We start from the raw sequence: 15923 nt of genomic DNA on the forward strand, positions 1-15923 counted from the left end.
CTCACCGAACACGTCAACAGGCAATCGCAAAAAATCGACAAGATCGAACAACACTCTGAAAATACAAACGAATTGGAAGCGAGAGTTATCAACAGCCCGCTCCGCATCACCAGACCAGCAAAACCAAAACCAGAATCATTGGCCAATCGGTCAAAAAGCGTTGCCAAGAGCCAGGGAACCGCGGAAGGGATCTGGCCGGCAGCCGATTATGGCCGCAGCGCCAGACCACCTGGCACCACCGCCAACACTCGCTCGCGGCTGAAACACCCCCGGTTCTCCCGCACGATCTGCGTCAGAAACTCGCGCACCGCCCTCACCCGCGGCACGGCAATCAAGTCGCGGTGGCAGATCATCCAATAGGTCCGCTTCAACTCGATCTCGTCGGGCAGCACGATCTCAATGTCCTTTTCGTCGCGCGCCATAAAATGCGGCAGCACACAGAGGCCAAGCCCTTGGCGTACGGCCTTCAGCTGCGTGAGGATGCTGGAACTCTGAAAATGCGCCCTGAGGCCCGGCTGGATCTCGCCGAGATAATCGAGCCCGGGCGCGAAGATCATGTCTTCGATGTAACCCACGAAACGATGGGCAGCGAGATCGTTGCGGCTCCTGATCGGCGGATGACTGGCGAGATAGCTGCGGGAACCATAGACATGCAGCGTATAGGGTGTCAGCACCTCTGAATGGTAAGGGCCGGCCTTTGGCGCCGTCAGCGCCACCGACAGATCCGCCTCCTTGCGCGACAGCGACATGATCTGCTGGATCGCCACCAGCTCCAGCGAAATGTTGGGGTAGGTCGCGGCGAAGCTCGAAAGCCTGTCCGACAGGAAGAAGTTACCGAAACCTTCGAGTGTGCTCAGCCTGACGACGCCGCGCTGCGCCGTCAGGCCGTCGCTGATATCGAGCTGCAGCTGCTCGGTCTCGCGCTCGATGCGCTCGGCGGTCTCGACGAACCGCTGGCCGATCGCCGTCAGCACGTAGCCGCGCGGATTGCGCTCGAACAGCTTGACCTTGAGCGCAAATTCCAGCCGGTCGATCCGACGGGAAACCGTCGCGTGGCTGGTGCGCAACCGCCTTGCCGCGGTCGACAATTGCCCGGTGCGGGCGACCGCCAGAAAGAACTGCAGGTCGTCCCAGGTGAAGTTCGGATTCATCTCGCTGCCCCCATCTGTTCGAAAATGAACAGACCCTGTTTGCAATTTACGGGCAGCAGCGCTTGCGTCCAAGCGAATTTTTCCGGATTGTATCGTCGGAGCCGACATCTGAGGAGCATGTCTGGCCAAATTTGAACAGAACGGGACCGATGGTCCGGCAACGCCATGCGCTTGCCGGAGCCGAGCGGGATTTCGCATGGTTTGTGCCGGACTGATGACCCTTGGAGGAGGACACGATGACGAAGAAACTGCTTACCGCATTTGCCATGATGCTTGCCAGCAGCACCGCGGCGCTCGCCGATGCATCCGACGGCAAGGTCAAGATCGGCATCTTGAACGACCAGTCCGGCGTCTATGCCGATTTCGGCGGCAAATCCTCCTACGAGGCAGCGCTGATGGCGGTCGAGGATTTCGGCGGCAAGGTTCTGGGTGTGCCGGTGGAAGTGATTACCGCCGACCACCAGAACAAGGCCGACATCGCCTCCAACATCGCCCGGCAATGGTACGACACCGAGCAGGTCGACAGCATCATGGAGCTGACGAGTTCTTCGGTCGGCCTCGCCGTCCAGGCACTGTCGAAGGAAAAGAAGAAGATCACCATCAATACCGGCGCTGCCACCACAGAGCTTACCGGCAAGCAATGCTCGCCCTATGGTTTCCACTGGGCCTATGACACCCATGCGCTTGCGGTCGGCACCGGTGGCGCGCTGGTCAAGCAGGGCGGCGACAGCTGGTTCTTCCTGACCGCCGACTACGCCTTCGGTTACTCGCTCGAGGAAAACACCGGCAACTACGTCAAGGAAAACGGCGGCACCGTCGTCGGCTCGGTTCGCCATCCGCTGGCGACCACCGACTTCTCATCCTTCCTGTTGCAGGCGCAGTCTTCCGGCGCCAAGGTCATCGGCCTCGCCAATGCCGGCCTCGATACCTCCAACGCCATCAAGCAGGCCGCCGAATTCGGCATCGTCCAGGGCGGCCAGCGCCTGGCGGCCTTGCTCTTCACGCTCGCGGAAGTCCATGGCCTCGGCCTTGAAGCGGCACAGGGGTTGACGCTGACCGAAGGCTTCTACTGGAACCGCAACGAGGAAACGGCAAAATTCGGCAAGCGCTTCATGGAGCGCACCGGCAAGATGCCGAACATGGTCCATGCCGGCACCTATTCCGCCGTGCTTTCCTATCTGAAGGCGATCGAAAAGGCCGGCAGCGATGACGGCGATGCCGTTTCGAAGGAACTGCGTGCGCTGCCCGTCAACGACGTCTTTGCCGAAAACGGCAAGGTCGCCGAGAACGGCCGCATGATCCACGACATGTATCTCTTGGAAGTGAAAAAGCCGGACGAAAGCAAGGAGCCCTGGGACTATTTCAAAGTGCTCGCCACCATCCCCGGTTCCGACGCCTTCATCGATCCGGCCAAGAGCGGCTGCGACCTCGTGAAGTCGTGAGCGGTCGGATCGCGATGACCGCTGTCTTGCCAGAACAGAATGGAGCGCCGCGGGTGGTTTTGTCCGCCCGCGGTCTCCGTCGCGATTTCGGCGGTTTCACCGCCGTCAACAACGTCAACCTCGACGTCCACGATGCACGGGTCCACGCACTGATCGGTCCGAACGGCGCCGGCAAGACGACCGTCTTCAACCTTCTGACCAAGTTCCTGCAGCCGACCGACGGCACGATCACGCTGCTCGGCGAAGACATCACCCGCATGGCGCCGGACAAGGTGGCGCGCATGGGGCTGGTGCGCTCGTTCCAGATCTCGGCGGTGTTTCCGCATATGAGCGTGCTCGAAAATGTGCGGGTGGCGCTGCAGCGGCCGAACGGACTTGCCACCCAGTTCTGGAAGCCGATGTCGGCGCTCGACGGGCTGACGGCAAAGGCCGATCAGCTCATCCGCTCCGTTGGTCTCGATAAGGAAAGAAACGCGGTTGCCGCCGATCTTTCCTATGGCCGCAAGCGGGTGCTGGAGATCGCCACCACGCTGGCGCTCGACCCGAAGGTTCTCTTGCTCGACGAGCCGATGGCCGGCATGGGCCACGAGGATGTCGGCATGGTGGCCGAGATCATCCGCGAGGTGGCGCGCGAACGCGCCGTGCTGATGGTCGAGCACAATCTTTCCGTCGTCTCGACCCTTTGCCACCACGTCACCGTGCTGCAGCGGGGAGAAATCCTCGCCGAGGGCGACTATGCAGAAGTGTCGGCCGACCCGCGGGTGCGCACCGCCTACATGGGCACCGAGGAGGCTTGAGATGAAACCGCTGCTGAAAGTCTCCGGCCTCAACGCCTGGTACGGCGAAAGCCACATCCTGCACGGCGTCGACATGACGGTCGGCGAAGGCGAGATGGTCACCCTGCTCGGGCGCAACGGCGTCGGCAAGACCACCACCCTGCGCTCGATCATGGGAATCGTGCGCAATCGCAAGGGCGCGATCGATTTTTCTGGCGAGGACCTGATCAAGGTTCCGCTGCACCGGGTCGCCCATCGCGGCCTCGGCTTCATCCCCGAGGAGCGCGGCATCTTCTCGACGCTCTCGGTCTATGAAAACCTGCTGCTGCCGCCGGCCGTGGCCAAGGGCGGCATGACGGTCGACGAAATCTTCGAGCTTTTTCCCAATCTGCACGAGCGCCGCAACAGCCCGGGCACCAAGCTTTCCGGCGGCGAACAGCAGATGCTGGCGATTGCCCGGATCTTGAGAACCGGCGTGCGCATGATGCTGCTCGACGAACCGACCGAGGGACTCGCCCCGGTCATCGTCCAGCGCATCGGCGACGTGCTCAAGACATTGAAGGAGCGCGGCATGACCGTTCTTCTGGTCGAACAGAACTTCCGCTTCGCCAGCAAGGTTGCCGACCGTTTCTACCTGATGGATCATGGCCGCATGGTCGGCGAGTTTCCGGTCTCGGAGCTCTCCGATCGCATGGGCATGCTGCATGACGTGCTGGGGGTCTGAGCCATGACCATGATCTTTGGAATTCCACTGCAAGCCTTCCTCGGCCAACTGCTGATCGGCCTGATCAACGGCTCGTTCTATGCACTCCTGAGCCTCGGCCTTGCGATCATCTTCGGCCTCTTGCGCGTCATCAACTTCGCTCACGGCGCGCAATACATGCTCGGCGCCTTCTTCGCCTGGATGCTGCTTTCCTATTTCGGCATCGGCTACTGGCCGGCGCTGATCGTGGCACCGCTTGCCGTCGGGCTTGTCGGCGCCGTCATCGAGCGCACGATGCTGAGAAGGCTCTACACGCTCGATCCGCTTTATGGCCTGCTCTTCACCTTCGGCCTGGCGCTGACGATCGAAGGCACCTTTCGCTATCTCTATGGCGCTTCGGGCCAGCCCTATGCCACGCCGGCAGCCCTTGCCGGCGGCACCAATCTCGGCTTCATGTTCCTGCCCGTCTATCGCGGCTGGGTGATCGCCTTCTCGCTCGTCGTCTGCATCGGCACCTGGCTGGTGATCGAAAAGACCAAGCTCGGCTCCTATCTGCGGGCGGCGACAGAAAACCCTATTCTCGTCCAGTCCTTCGGCATCAACGTGCCGTTCCTGTTGACGCTCACCTACGCGCTGGGGGCTGCACTTGCCGCCCTTGCCGGGGTGCTTGCGGCGCCGATCTACCAGGTCTCGCCGTTGATGGGATCGAACATCATTATCGTCGTCTTCGCCGTGGTGGTGGTCGGCGGTATGGGCTCGATCATGGGAGCAATCATCACCGGCTATCTGCTTGGCGTTGCCGAGGGGTTGACCAAGGTGTTCTACCCCGAAGCCTCCAACATCGTGATCTTCGTGATCATGGCCATCGTTCTCCTGATACGGCCGGCAGGCCTCTTCGGCCGGGATGTTTGATATGACACTGACACTCGATATCGATAAGCCCAGGGAAAAGAAGCCGGTCGTCGCACAAACGATCTTCCTGGCGGCGGGTCTTGCGCTGCTGGTGCTCGCCCCTCTGTTCTTCTATCCCGTATTCCTGATGAAGCTGCTGTGCTTCGCGCTCTTTGCCTGCGCCTTCAACCTGCTGCTCGGTTACACCGGCCTCTTGTCCTTCGGACACGCGGCCTTCTTCGGCGGCGCCGCCTATTTCACCGCCCATGCGGTGAAGGAATGGGGGCTGCCGCCGGAACTCGGCATTCTCGTCGGTGTCGCAGGAGCCGCGTTTCTTGGCGCGATCATCGGTTTCCTCGCTATCCGCAGGCAGGGCATCTACTTCGCCATGATCACGCTGGCGCTGGCGCAGATGTTCTATTTCTTCTGCCTGCAGGCCGAGTTTACCAAGGGCGAGGACGGCATCCAGTCCGTGCCGCGCGGCCATCTCTTCGGCTTCATCGATCTCAGCCAGTCGGCGAACATGTATTACTTCGTGCTCGGAGTCTTCATCATCGGCGTGGCGATCATCTGGCGGATCATTCACTCGCCCTTCGGCATGATCCTGAAATCGATCAGGGAGAACGAGACGCGCGCCGTGTCGCTCGGCTACTCCGTGCGCAACTACAAGCTTGCGGCCTTCGTCATGTCGGCGGCACTCACCGGCCTTGCCGGCGGCGTGAAGGCGCTGGTCTTCCAGTTCGCGACGCTGACCGACGTCAGCTGGCAGATGTCCGGTGAGGTCATCCTCATGACGCTGCTCGGCGGTATCGGCACGCTGATCGGACCGCTGTTCGGCGCCGGCCTGGTCGTGACCTTGCAGAACTATCTCGCGACCTCCGAATTCCCGGTCACCATCATTACCGGCCTGGTCTTCATGGTCTGCGTGCTGCTCTTCCGGCGCGGTATCGTCGGCGAGTTCTATAATTCGAGGCTCGGCCGCAAGCTCGGCTTTGAACATCGACACTGAGCATTTCCAGGAAAAGTGCGAAGCGGTTTTCCGTCAGGAAATGCGTAAAAACAGAGAGCTAGAGCGTTTCCGCGACGCCGTTTAACCGGAAACGCTCTCTAGACAGGTCGGAGACATTGGCTCACGGCCGGACCGGGCATCGACAAGAGAGTGATGAGCCCATGGACACGTTCGACTATATCGTCGTCGGAGCGGGTAGCGCCGGTTGCGTTCTGGCCAACCGCCTTTCCGAAAACCCGGATCGCCGCGTCCTGCTGCTCGAGGCCGGCGGCAGCGACAACTATCACTGGATCCACATTCCGGTCGGCTATCTCTATTGCATCAACAACCCCCGCACCGACTGGTGTTTCACCACAGCTGCAGAGGAAGGGTTGAACGGTCGTGCTCTCGGCTACCCGCGTGGCAAGGTGCTCGGCGGCTGCTCGTCGATCAACGGCATGATCTACATGCGTGGCCAGGCGCGCGACTACGATCACTGGCGCCAGCTCCGGTGCACCGGTTGGGGCTGGGATGACGTCCTTCCGCACTTCCGCAAATCGGAAGACCACTATCGCGGCGCCGACGAAATGCATGGCGCCGGCGGCGAGTGGCGGGTAGAGAAGGCGCGCGTTCGCTGGGCCGTGCTTGACGCTTTCCAGAAGGCAGCGACCGAGGCCGGCATCCCGGAAACGCCCGATTTCAACCGCGGCAATAATGAAGGCTCCGGCTATTTCGACGTCAACCAGCGTTCCGGCATCCGCTGGAACACGGCAAAGGCGTTTCTGCGGCCCGCACGCGGCCGGAGCAATCTCACCATTCTGACCAAGGCGCATGTCCGGCGGCTGGTGATCGAGGAAGGTCGCATCGCCGGCGTCGAATTCCAGCACGATGGTTTGGTCAAGCGTGTTCGTTGTCGCCGCGAAACCGTTCTTTCGGCGGGCGCCATCGGCTCGCCGCAGATCTTGGAGCTTTCCGGTGTTGGCCGGGGCAATGTCCTGAGGGATAATGGGATCGAGGTCCGGCACGAGTTGGCCGGCGTCGGCGAAAACCTGCAGGATCATCTGCAACTGCGCCTCGCCTACAAGGTGACCGGGGTGCCGACCCTGAACGAGAAGGCAAGCACGTTTCTCGGCAAGGCGGCGATCGGCCTCGAATATCTCGCCAGGCGCTCAGGCCCGATGGCCATGGCACCGAGCCAGCTCGGCATCTTCACCCGTTCCGGCCCCGAGAAGGAAACGCCGGACCTGCAATATCACGTCCAGCCGGTGACGCTCGAAAAGTTCGGCGAGCCGGTTCATCCCTTTCCGGCGATTACCGCCAGCGTCTGCAATCTTCGCCCCGAAAGCCGGGGGTCGGTGCATCTCAAAGGGCCCGATTTCGCCGCAGCACCCGACATTCGCCCGCGCTATCTGACGGCAGAGGCCGACCGCGATGTCGCGGTCCGTTCCATTCGCCTGACGCGTCGCATCGTCAGCCAGCCATCCTTCGCCCGTTTCAACCCGACCGAGTTCAAGCCGGGACCTTCCTATGAGAGCGACGAGGATCTGCGGCGTGCTGCCGGCGATATCGGCACGACGATCTTCCACCCGGTCGGCACCTGCCGGATGGGCGCGGATCCGGAAAGCGTCGTCGACCCGGAATTGCGGCTGCGTGGCCTGCAAGGCCTGCGGATTGCCGATGCCTCGATCATGCCGACAATCACCTCGGGCAACACCAATTCGCCGACGATCATGATCGCCGAAAAAGCGGCGACGATGATCCTGGAAGCCAACCGCTGAGGGCTTTTCCGGGCCGATTTCACCGTCGGGATTACGGTAAACCAGGCCAAAAGCGACTCGAAAACCTTAAATTCCGGGACCGGAACCTCTATATGAGCCCGTGAAGGCCTCATGGGCCCAAGCACAATACAAGGGGTTTGAATGGCAATGCAGCGTTTTGGACGAGCTCTGGCGATGATGGCGATCGGTCTCACTGTCGCGCTCACGGTTGTGGATGTCGCCGAGGCCCGGCGCTCGGGCGGCGGCTTCGGCAGCCGTGGCACGCGCACCTTTTCGCAGCCGCCAGCCACCCGCACCGCGCCGACAAACGCGGCACCGATCGACCGCACGATGACGCCGCGCCAGGACGCCGGCCCAACGACGACCAATCCCGGGGCAGCTCAGACGCGCCCCGCCGGCGCCAACACGCCCAACGCACGGCCCGGCTTCTTCAGCGGCTTCGGTGGTTCGCTCCTCGGTGGCCTCATGGTCGGCGGCCTGATCGGCATGCTGATGGGCGGCGGCTTCGGCGGTGCTGCCGGCTTCCTCGGCCTGATCGTGCAGATGCTGTTGATCGGTGGCGTGATCATGCTCGCTATGCGCTTCTTCGGCCGCAACCGCCAGCCGGCCTATGCCGGTCCGTCCGAGCGTTCGTCGGCCCACTCGCCTTCGACTGGCGTACCGTCGTTCAAGATCCCGAGCATCGGCGGTGGCCAGGCAGGCGGCCAATCGAGTGCACGCCCGACCGTCGTACCGACACCAGCCCCCGTCACCGACGGCCCGGCCGATGAAATCGGTGTCGGCCAGTCCGATCTCGAACAGTTCGAGAAGATGCTGAAGGACGTTCAAGCAGCCTATGCGGCAGAGGACTACGGCACCCTGCGTCGTTTGACGACGCCGGAAGCCATGTCCTACCTGGCCGAAGAACTCAGCGACAACGCCACCAGCGGCGTCAAGAACGACGTCACCGAAGTCCATCTCGTCCAGGGCGATGTCGCCGAGGCCTGGTCGGAAAACGGCACCGACTTCGCGACCGTCGCCATGCGCTACGAGAGCATCGACGTCATGCGCGACCGTACGACCGGCAAGGTGATCAGCGGCGATCCGGACAACCTGACCGAAGCCGTCGAGCTTTGGACCTTCGTACGCAAGCCCGAAGGCGAATGGCAGGTGTCGGCGATCCAGGGCGTCGGGCACGCCTGATAGCGCCAACAATCCAAAACCTTTGAGACCCGGCCGGCCCATCCGACCGGGTCTTTTTTTGCGCTTGCGACACCGCCCGACTCTAGCGCGCGACGGGGTGAAGCGCAGGCCCACCTGGTTCGTGCAAGGACGCAGACGAGTGATAACTCCGCATCAGCCCGCAACCGGCTCCTCATCGCCGAGAAGGCGCTCGATCAGCGTCCGCAACCAGCGATGCCCCAGATCGCCGTCGCGACGACGATGCCAGATCTGCTCGAAGTCGAACAGCGGAATGGCAAAGGGCGGCTCGAAGACGACCAGCCCGTGACCGTCCCCCTGTGGAAGGATGCGGCGCGCCACGGTCAGGACAAGATCCGTGCCGCGCACCAAGCCCGGTGCGACGCTCCAATGCGGAACCGCAAGACAGATGCGGCGCGTCTTGCCGGTCGCCGCGAGCGCAAGATCGATCTCGTTGCCGGCGTCGCCACGCAATGACACCAGCACATGCGGTCGGGCGAGATAGTCACCAAGATCGATGGCCAGCGATCCGCCAAGCTGTGACGCGTCGGCAAGGCAGGCAAAGCTTTCCCGAAAGAGCAACGATGATCGGATGCCTCCGCCGTGCGTCGGGAACACGCCCAGCGCCAGATCGATCTCGCCGTCCACCACCTGCGACGCCATGACCTCGCGGCTCGCCTGGCTGACGATCAGATCGATATATGGTGCCTCGGCCCGCAGGGTCGCCATCAGCTTCGGCAGCAGAACGGCAGCCCCGTAATCCGACATTGCCAATCGGAACACATGCCGCTCCGTTGCGGGATCAAAACCTGCGGGCGCAAGCAACGACCGCACGCGACCCATGGCCTCCACGAGCCGTGGCGCGAGCTCAAGCGCCCGTATGGTCGGCTCCAGCCGCCCGCCGTGGCGCACCAGCAGGGGATCATCGAAGAGTTCGCGCAAGCGCGCCAGCGCATGGCTGACCGCAGGCTGGCTCTTGTTCAGACGGACTGCCGCACGCGAGACATGGCGCTCAGTCAGCAACGCATCGAGCACGACCAGCAGGTTCAGATCGATTCCAGTCAGATTATTCATTCAACGAATATAGATCGTGCGAACTGCGAATTTCCATTCTTCATTTGGATGATGAACCATCGGGCGGTCAAACAGATCGGAATATTGTCATGCCAAATGCCGGATCACTCCTCCTCATCCTCGCCGCTGTCTTCGCCGGAGCCGTCGTGCCGTTCCAGCCCGGCGCCAACGCCATGCTTGGCCGGTTAATCGGTCATCCCCTCTGGGCGACGGTCGTTTCGCTCGGCGCCAGCCTCGCCCTCATCATTCCCATCATGATCGCCGTTCGCGTACCGATGCCAACGCTCGGTGAGACACTGAAGGGTCCCTGGTGGATCTGGATCGGCGGCCGTCATCTACATCACTGCCGCACTGCTGCTCGCCCCAAAACTCGGCGCCGCCAGTTTCATTGTCGCGGTGATCGCCGGACAGATGGCGGTCTCTGTCGTCATCGATCATTTCGGCCTGATGGGCTTTCCGGAAAAGCCGGTCAGCCTCGCCCGCCTCGTCGGCGTTGCGCTGATCATCGGCGGTATGGTCATCACGCAAATTGCAAGCACCATGCCCGCGCTGGCAAGCCAGGCCCGGTGAGCATGCACGCCTCCAACCACAATTCTTGTCGCTGACCCCGCAAGCATGTTAACACACGGTCATGTCGACCGAACCACACCTGATGGCGTGACGAGCCCCGCAAGGCGGGGCTTGCAGCAGCGAGCCCAAAGTCGCCCGTGTCTCACGGGCTGGTCTTCGTTGATTCGATTGATCTCCTTCTCCTAGATCGACGGCACGGCCCAACGACAGGTCGCCACGATGATCGGGAGCGCGAGGCAATCGACTGCCATTCGGGCTCGTTATGACATCGCCATCCCCCTGGAAATCGGCCGACTTCCGGCGCGTCGGGTTCGCTCTCGCCTTTTATTCCTTCTGCTCGTGGATGCTGGTCGCAGCACTGCCACTTCTCGTCGCCCAACGGTTCGGCACCGGCACAGACCTTGTCGGCAGCCTTGCGCTGCGGCTCGCACCGCGCATCCTGTTTGCCCCGGCTGCCGCCAGCCTGATCCGCCGCGCGGGCTCTCGGCTGCCCGTTGGTGCGGGGCTGATCGTCACTGCATTGTGCCTCTTCGCCCTTGCCGGCGTCGAACACGCAGGCACGCTTCAGATGGTGGTTCTGACAATCGGCCTTGCAGACACGATTGTCGTTCCAGGCCTGCTGGCGTTGCGCGCCGCCGCCGTGCCTTCCGGCCGCAATATGGAAGCCAACACGACGTTTCAGACGATCGATCGTCTCGCCAAAATCTTTGGCCCGCCGACGGCAGGTCTCATGCTGACGGTTATATCCCCTGCCCTCACCTTCCTTGCGCTTGCAGCCGGCCACCTCGTGGCCGCGTTCGCCCTTTGCCGGGGCGTTGCAACACCGGAGCAGATGCGGGTCAAACGGGAGCCAGCCGCTCGATCCGGTCTTTTCCGAGAGGCCGCGGCGACCATGCGCGAGAACCCGGTTCTTTGGGTACTCGTCCTGCCTGCTCTCGGCTACATGATTTCTCTCGGCGCGCTGCAGCCCTTCCTGTTCTGGCTCAATCACGACCAGTTCGGGCTTGGCGCCGCCACGTGGACCGTGCTGCTTGCAGCGCAAGGGACGGGTGCCGTCATCGGCGCGCTGGTCTCAAACCGCCTGGCGCGAACGCTGATCGATACACACTCGCTGCTGATGGCCTATCTCGTCGCAAGCCTTCTCGAAGGCGTGACGACGCTTGCGCTGGTCTTCGCCCCGACCCATGCGTTGGCGACGGTGGTGCTGATCATCGGCGGCATACCGGAGATGGTGGCTTTTGCCGCCTATTTCACGCTGCTCCAGCAGCGGCTGAACCTTGAGCGCCAGGCCGTCTTCTATGCGCTGAGCCTGCCGTTGATGGATCTGTTCATGGTGGCGGGCGTCCTCGCCGGCACCTTGCACAGCGGCGGCTGGATGACGCTTCGGCAGTTCTGGTTCGTCGCCAGTGCCGGCGCTATCCTTCCCGTTCTTCCGTTTCTTGCCTTCAGACCTTGCCGAAGATCGTAAGGGCCTGAACCGAAAGCGACATGGCCCAGAAAAAGTATGGCCGGCGGCTGGCGCGATCGCCACCGTGCGGGTCATACTCTCCCGGGCTGAAATGAGGGCACGGGCATGCGAGACAAACTATTCATTGACGGAAAATGGGAGAAACCCCGCCGCGGCGGTATGCTCGACGTGATCGATCCGGCAACGGAGGAGGTCATCCACCGCGTGCCGGCCGCCACCTACGACGATATCGACCGCGCCGTCAAAGCTGCCCGCATCGCCTTCGACAGCGGCCCATGGCCGAAGCTTACCGGCACGGAGCGGGCCGTCTATCTCCGCGCGATTGCCGAGAAGATCGAGGAAAGACGCCATGCGCTGGCGCATCTCGAAGTCACCGATAACGGCAAGCCGCTGCCGGAAGCACTGTGGGATATCGACGATGCCGCCGGGTGCTTCCGCTACTATGCCGGGCTTGCCGAGGAACTCGACGCCAACCCGGAGGAAACGATCGCCGTCGGCGACACCAGGTTCAGAGCCCGTGCCATCCGCGAACCGCTCGGCATCGTCGGCGCGATCACGCCCTGGAACTATCCGTTGCTGATGGTTTCCTGGAAGGTGGCGCCGGCGCTTGCCGCCGGCTGCACCATGGTGCTGAAACCGTCCGAGCTGACGCCGCTGACGGCTCTGGAACTGGGCGCAATCGCCGAGGAGGTCGAGCTTCCGCCCGGCGTGCTCAACATCGTCACCGGCACCGGCCAGGATGCCGGCCAGCCGCTGACCGAGCACCCGCTGGTCGACAAACTCGCCTTTACCGGCTCGGTACCGACAGGGCGAAAGGTGATGATGGCCGGCGCCCAGGACATCAAGAACATCAGCCTCGAGCTTGGCGGCAAGTCGCCCTTCGTGGTCTTTGCCGACAGCGATATCGAAAAGGCCGTCGAATGGATCATGTTCGGCATCTTTTGGAACCAGGGGCAGGTCTGCTCGGCAACCTCGCGCGTGCTCATCGAGGAACCGATCTACGATACCGTCGTCAAAAGGCTCTGCGAAGAGGCGGGCAAGATCACCATCGGCAACGGCCTCGACGAGGGCACATTGCTCGGGCCAATCGTTTCCAAGGGACAATATGACAAGATCCTGACCGCGATCGACCGCGCCCGCCAGGACGGCGCCACCATCGCGGCGGGCGGCGGCAGGCCCGCCGGTTTCAACAGCGGTTACTTCATCGAGCCGACCGTTTTGACCGACATGAGCGAAGACAGCTATGTCTGGCGCGAGGAGATCTTCGGGCCTGTCGTCTGCGTCAAGCCGTTCGCGGACGAGGCCGATGCGGTGCGCATGGCCAACGACAGCCGCTTCGGCCTTGCCGCGGCGGTCATGTCCGAGGACAAGGAGCGCTGCGAACGCGTCGCCCGGGCGCTACGCGCTGGCATCATCTGGATCAACTGCTCGCAACCGACCTTCCCCGAGGCGCCCTGGGGCGGCTACAAGCAATCGGGTATCGGTCGCGAACTCGGTCGCTGGGGCCTTTCCAACTATCTGGAGACCAAGCAGATCACCAGCTTCGATACCGACGAGCCGTGGGGCTGGTACATCAAGGCGTAGAGCGCCCCGCAGCACGGCGTCGGCCGCCAAGGACAGCGTCAAATTCCCTTCATGCGGCTATGGAATAAGCCAGATGACGGCAGCATCATGCCGCGGGGCTGCCGCATTGCGCGATTTGCGCGCTGGAGGGATGCGATGAACAGATCAACTGGCGACTTCGAAGGACAGGATTGGCTCGAGGCGGAACTCACCGATACGCTCGATGAAGACTATGAACTCGAGCTTTCCGAGCCGGCGCTTTCGGAAGAGATCCGCAAGATCTACCGCAAGAGCCACCCGCCGTCGCTGCCACGCATCGACTATTTCCGCGCTCTGATCGCGCTGCAGTCCGAGCTGATCAAGCTGCAGGACTGGGTCGTGCACCACAAGGAAAAGGTCGTGGTGATCTTCGAGGGGCGCGATTCCGCCGGCAAGGGCGGCGTGATCAAGCGCATCACCCAGCGGCTCAATCCGCGTGTCGTCAGGGTCGCGGCCTTGCCCGCCCCATCGGACCGCGAAAAGACCCAGTGGTATTTCCAGCGCTACGTGCCGCATCTACCGGCCGGCGGCGAGATCGTGCTGTTCGACCGCTCCTGGTACAATCGCTCCGGCGTCGAGCGCGTCATGGGCTTTGCCAGCGAAGACCAGGTCGAGCAGTTCTTCAACGACGTGCCGGAGTTCGAGCGCATGCTGGTGCGCTCCGGCATCCGGCTGGTCAAATACTGGTTCTCGATCACCGACGAGGAGCAGCAGATGCGCTTCCTGGTGCGCATCCACGACCCGCTGAAGCAGTGGAAGCTGTCACCGATGGATCTGCAATCGCGCGTGCGCTGGGAGGCCTATACCAAGGCCAAGGAAGAGACCTTCGCCAGAACGAACATCCCCGAGGCGCCGTGGCACATCGTCGAAGGCAACGACAAGAAGCGGGCGCGGCTGAACTGTATGGACCACCTGCTGCAGCAGATCCCCTATGAGGATGTGCCGCACGAGGAGATCACCCTGCCGGAGCGGGTGTTCAACCCGGACTACGAACGCAAGGTGCTGCCGCCTGAACTCTACGTGCCGTCAAAATACTAAGGCGACGTCAACGCGAAATGGCGCAGGCCTGGCTTTCCGGGCCTGCGCACTTGCAAACACCCCGTGGAAATCGGACAGTCCGTGAAACGACAGTTTCATGGAATTGGCAATGAGTCCCAAAGAGCGATCCTTCCTCACTCGCGTTCGTCAGGTCCTGCCGGAACTCCATCCGGCAGAGCGACGCCTTGGAGACTTTCTCTGCGACTTTCCCGGCGAGGTCGCCAGCTATTCCGCCCAGGAGCTGGCGGCACTGGCGCATGTGTCGAAGGCCACCGTATCGCGTTTCATCCAGCGGCTCGGCTATGAAAACTACGAAGAGGCGCGCCGCCATGCGCGCGCCGACAAGCAGACGGGATCACGGCTCTTCCTGGCGACAAGCGCCGATACGGCCGGCGAGCAATCCGTTACCGCCCATGTGGCCCAAGGGGTCGCCAATATCGAGGCGACCTTCCTTGCGATATCGGAAACACAGATCAACGCTGCGTCGGCAGCGCTGTTGAAGGCACGCAAGGTCTGGGTCATCGGCTTTCGTGCCAGCCACTCCTTCGCCACCTATCTGCAATGGCAGCTGACGCAGGTGATCGAGAACATCTCGGCCATTCCCGGAGGCGGCCAGACGCTGGGCGAACATCTCGTCAGCTTCACGCCCGACGACGTCGTCATCGTCTTCGGCCTGCGCCGCCGCATCGCCCTGATGGATGCGCTCATCAACCAGGTGGAAAAATCCGGTGCCCGCCTGCTTTATATCACCGACGAGGGCGTGCCCTTCCTCAGCCAGGCCGAGTGGCATTTCCGCTGCCAGACGCTGGCACCCGGGCCGCTCTTCAACCACGTCTCGGTCATGGCGCTCTGCCATCTGCTGACGACGCGTTGCATCGAAACGGCAGGCATCAGCGGCCGCAACCGTCTGCGCGGCATCGAAGCGTTAAACGACGCGCTCGAAGAGCTGTGATCGTTGTTTGGGCATCTGCCTGAAACAGCAGTGCATTATTCGATCACAAGAAACCACAGTTTCAAGTCGTAGATACCGACCAACGGCGCTCCATATCTTTGATTGAAAAGGAGAAACTGTAGTTTCTAACCTTTTGGCATGAAACCTGCATTCCTCAATGGCGTTGTTTCGAAGGTGAATTGTGCTGTCCGGCAAGAGCGCCCGTCAGGCGCGAAACGTCCGGCTCATCCGTTTCGGAGCAAGATTCTTGTATGAAACTGTGATTTCTTGATATAGCATCATGAAACTAAGTTTTCACGCCAGTTAAGCCA

The 15923-nt window shown here is 62.2% G+C and carries 13 protein-coding genes and 1 pseudogene; 12 read left to right on the top strand and 2 right to left on the bottom strand.

Annotated elements, in window-relative coordinates; translation table 11 throughout:
- Positions 1–206: 206 nt before the first annotated feature.
- Positions 207–1151 carry a LysR family transcriptional regulator gene (locus ASD02_RS33500; protein WP_025424977.1) on the bottom strand — a complete coding sequence of 315 codons (945 nt, stop codon included), beginning with the start codon at positions 1149–1151 and terminating at the stop codon, positions 207–209.
- Between the two features lie 236 nt (positions 1152–1387).
- Between ASD02_RS33500 and ASD02_RS33505 the strand changes: the two genes are divergently transcribed.
- From ASD02_RS33505 to ASD02_RS33535, 7 genes are all read left to right on the top strand, one after another.
- Positions 1388–2593, top strand: coding sequence for an ABC transporter substrate-binding protein (locus ASD02_RS33505; RefSeq protein ID WP_025424978.1), 1206 nt, complete (start codon positions 1388–1390; stop codon positions 2591–2593).
- A gap of 14 nt (positions 2594–2607) precedes the next feature.
- Positions 2608–3390 carry an ABC transporter ATP-binding protein gene (locus ASD02_RS33510; protein ID WP_057210885.1) on the top strand — a complete coding sequence of 261 codons (783 nt, stop codon included), beginning with the start codon at positions 2608–2610 and terminating at the stop codon, positions 3388–3390.
- Position 3391: 1 nt separating this feature from the next.
- Complete coding sequence (locus ASD02_RS33515; RefSeq protein WP_025424980.1) at positions 3392–4093, top strand: ABC transporter ATP-binding protein; 702 nt, start codon at positions 3392–3394, stop codon at positions 4091–4093.
- A gap of 3 nt (positions 4094–4096) precedes the next feature.
- Positions 4097–4984, top strand: coding sequence for a branched-chain amino acid ABC transporter permease (locus tag ASD02_RS33520; protein ID WP_025424981.1), 888 nt, complete (start codon positions 4097–4099; stop codon positions 4982–4984).
- Positions 4977–5972, top strand: coding sequence for a branched-chain amino acid ABC transporter permease (locus tag ASD02_RS33525; protein WP_025424982.1), 996 nt, complete (start codon positions 4977–4979; stop codon positions 5970–5972). The genes ASD02_RS33520 and ASD02_RS33525 overlap by 8 nt, the downstream gene beginning before the upstream one ends.
- Before the next feature lie 161 nt (positions 5973–6133).
- Positions 6134–7729 (top strand): GMC family oxidoreductase N-terminal domain-containing protein, encoded by a 1596-nt coding sequence (locus ASD02_RS33530; RefSeq protein WP_025424983.1) that lies wholly within the window; start codon positions 6134–6136, stop codon positions 7727–7729.
- A 147-nt stretch (positions 7730–7876) separates the two neighbouring features.
- Entirely contained in the window at positions 7877–8911 is a 1035-nt protein-coding gene (locus ASD02_RS33535) for a Tim44 domain-containing protein (RefSeq protein WP_156408537.1), read from the top strand.
- A 153-nt stretch (positions 8912–9064) separates the two neighbouring features.
- On the opposite strand, the gene ASD02_RS33540 is transcribed toward ASD02_RS33535, so the two are convergent.
- Positions 9065–9982, bottom strand: a complete 918-nt coding sequence (locus tag ASD02_RS33540; protein ID WP_025424985.1) for a LysR family transcriptional regulator — start codon at positions 9980–9982, stop codon at positions 9065–9067.
- 89 nt (positions 9983–10071) lie between these two features.
- Between ASD02_RS33540 and ASD02_RS33545 the strand changes: the two are divergent.
- The 5 genes and pseudogenes from ASD02_RS33545 to ASD02_RS33565 all read left to right on the top strand — a co-directional run bounded on the left by ASD02_RS33545 (position 10072) and on the right by ASD02_RS33565 (position 15612).
- Positions 10072–10552, top strand: a pseudogene (locus ASD02_RS33545) (DMT family transporter).
- Between the two features lie 262 nt (positions 10553–10814).
- The gene (locus ASD02_RS33550; protein WP_057221768.1) at positions 10815–12020 is read left to right on the top strand and encodes an MFS transporter; all 1206 of its coding nucleotides are present in this window, start codon (positions 10815–10817) and stop codon (positions 12018–12020) included.
- Positions 12021–12125: 105 nt separating this feature from the next.
- Positions 12126–13604 carry an aldehyde dehydrogenase family protein gene (locus ASD02_RS33555; protein ID WP_025424987.1) on the top strand — a complete coding sequence of 493 codons (1479 nt, stop codon included), beginning with the start codon at positions 12126–12128 and terminating at the stop codon, positions 13602–13604.
- A gap of 135 nt (positions 13605–13739) precedes the next feature.
- On the top strand, positions 13740–14660 hold the full coding sequence (gene ppk2, locus ASD02_RS33560; protein WP_057221769.1) for a polyphosphate kinase 2: 921 nt from the start codon (positions 13740–13742) through the stop codon (positions 14658–14660).
- Between the two features lie 109 nt (positions 14661–14769).
- Complete coding sequence (locus ASD02_RS33565; RefSeq protein WP_025424989.1) at positions 14770–15612, top strand: MurR/RpiR family transcriptional regulator; 843 nt, start codon at positions 14770–14772, stop codon at positions 15610–15612.
- Positions 15613–15923 lie beyond the last annotated feature (311 nt).

The organism is Ensifer sp. Root1252 (assembly GCF_001425885.1).
Classification (GTDB): Bacteria; Pseudomonadota; Alphaproteobacteria; order Rhizobiales; family Rhizobiaceae; genus Ensifer; species Ensifer canadensis.

What these genes read in the sequence shown, in the direction of transcription:
- ASD02_RS33500 (WP_025424977.1), bottom strand. Translation starts at nt 1,151, where the DNA reads ATGAATCCGAACTTCACCTGGGACGACCTGCAGTTCTTTCTGGCGGTC.
- ASD02_RS33505 (WP_025424978.1), top strand. Translation starts at nt 1,388, where the DNA reads ATGACGAAGAAACTGCTTACCGCATTTGCCATGATGCTTGCCAGCAGC.
- ASD02_RS33510 (WP_057210885.1), top strand. Translation starts at nt 2,608, where the DNA reads ATGACCGCTGTCTTGCCAGAACAGAATGGAGCGCCGCGGGTGGTTTTG.
- ASD02_RS33515 (WP_025424980.1), top strand. Translation starts at nt 3,392, where the DNA reads ATGAAACCGCTGCTGAAAGTCTCCGGCCTCAACGCCTGGTACGGCGAA.
- ASD02_RS33520 (WP_025424981.1), top strand. Translation starts at nt 4,097, where the DNA reads ATGACCATGATCTTTGGAATTCCACTGCAAGCCTTCCTCGGCCAACTG.
- ASD02_RS33525 (WP_025424982.1), top strand. Translation starts at nt 4,977, where the DNA reads ATGTTTGATATGACACTGACACTCGATATCGATAAGCCCAGGGAAAAG.
- ASD02_RS33530 (WP_025424983.1), top strand. Translation starts at nt 6,134, where the DNA reads ATGGACACGTTCGACTATATCGTCGTCGGAGCGGGTAGCGCCGGTTGC.
- ASD02_RS33535 (WP_156408537.1), top strand. Translation starts at nt 7,877, where the DNA reads ATGCAGCGTTTTGGACGAGCTCTGGCGATGATGGCGATCGGTCTCACT.
- ASD02_RS33540 (WP_025424985.1), bottom strand. Translation starts at nt 9,982, where the DNA reads ATGAATAATCTGACTGGAATCGATCTGAACCTGCTGGTCGTGCTCGAT.
- ASD02_RS33550 (WP_057221768.1), top strand. Translation starts at nt 10,815, where the DNA reads ATGACATCGCCATCCCCCTGGAAATCGGCCGACTTCCGGCGCGTCGGG.
- ASD02_RS33555 (WP_025424987.1), top strand. Translation starts at nt 12,126, where the DNA reads ATGCGAGACAAACTATTCATTGACGGAAAATGGGAGAAACCCCGCCGC.
- ppk2 (WP_057221769.1), top strand. Translation starts at nt 13,740, where the DNA reads ATGAACAGATCAACTGGCGACTTCGAAGGACAGGATTGGCTCGAGGCG.
- ASD02_RS33565 (WP_025424989.1), top strand. Translation starts at nt 14,770, where the DNA reads ATGAGTCCCAAAGAGCGATCCTTCCTCACTCGCGTTCGTCAGGTCCTG.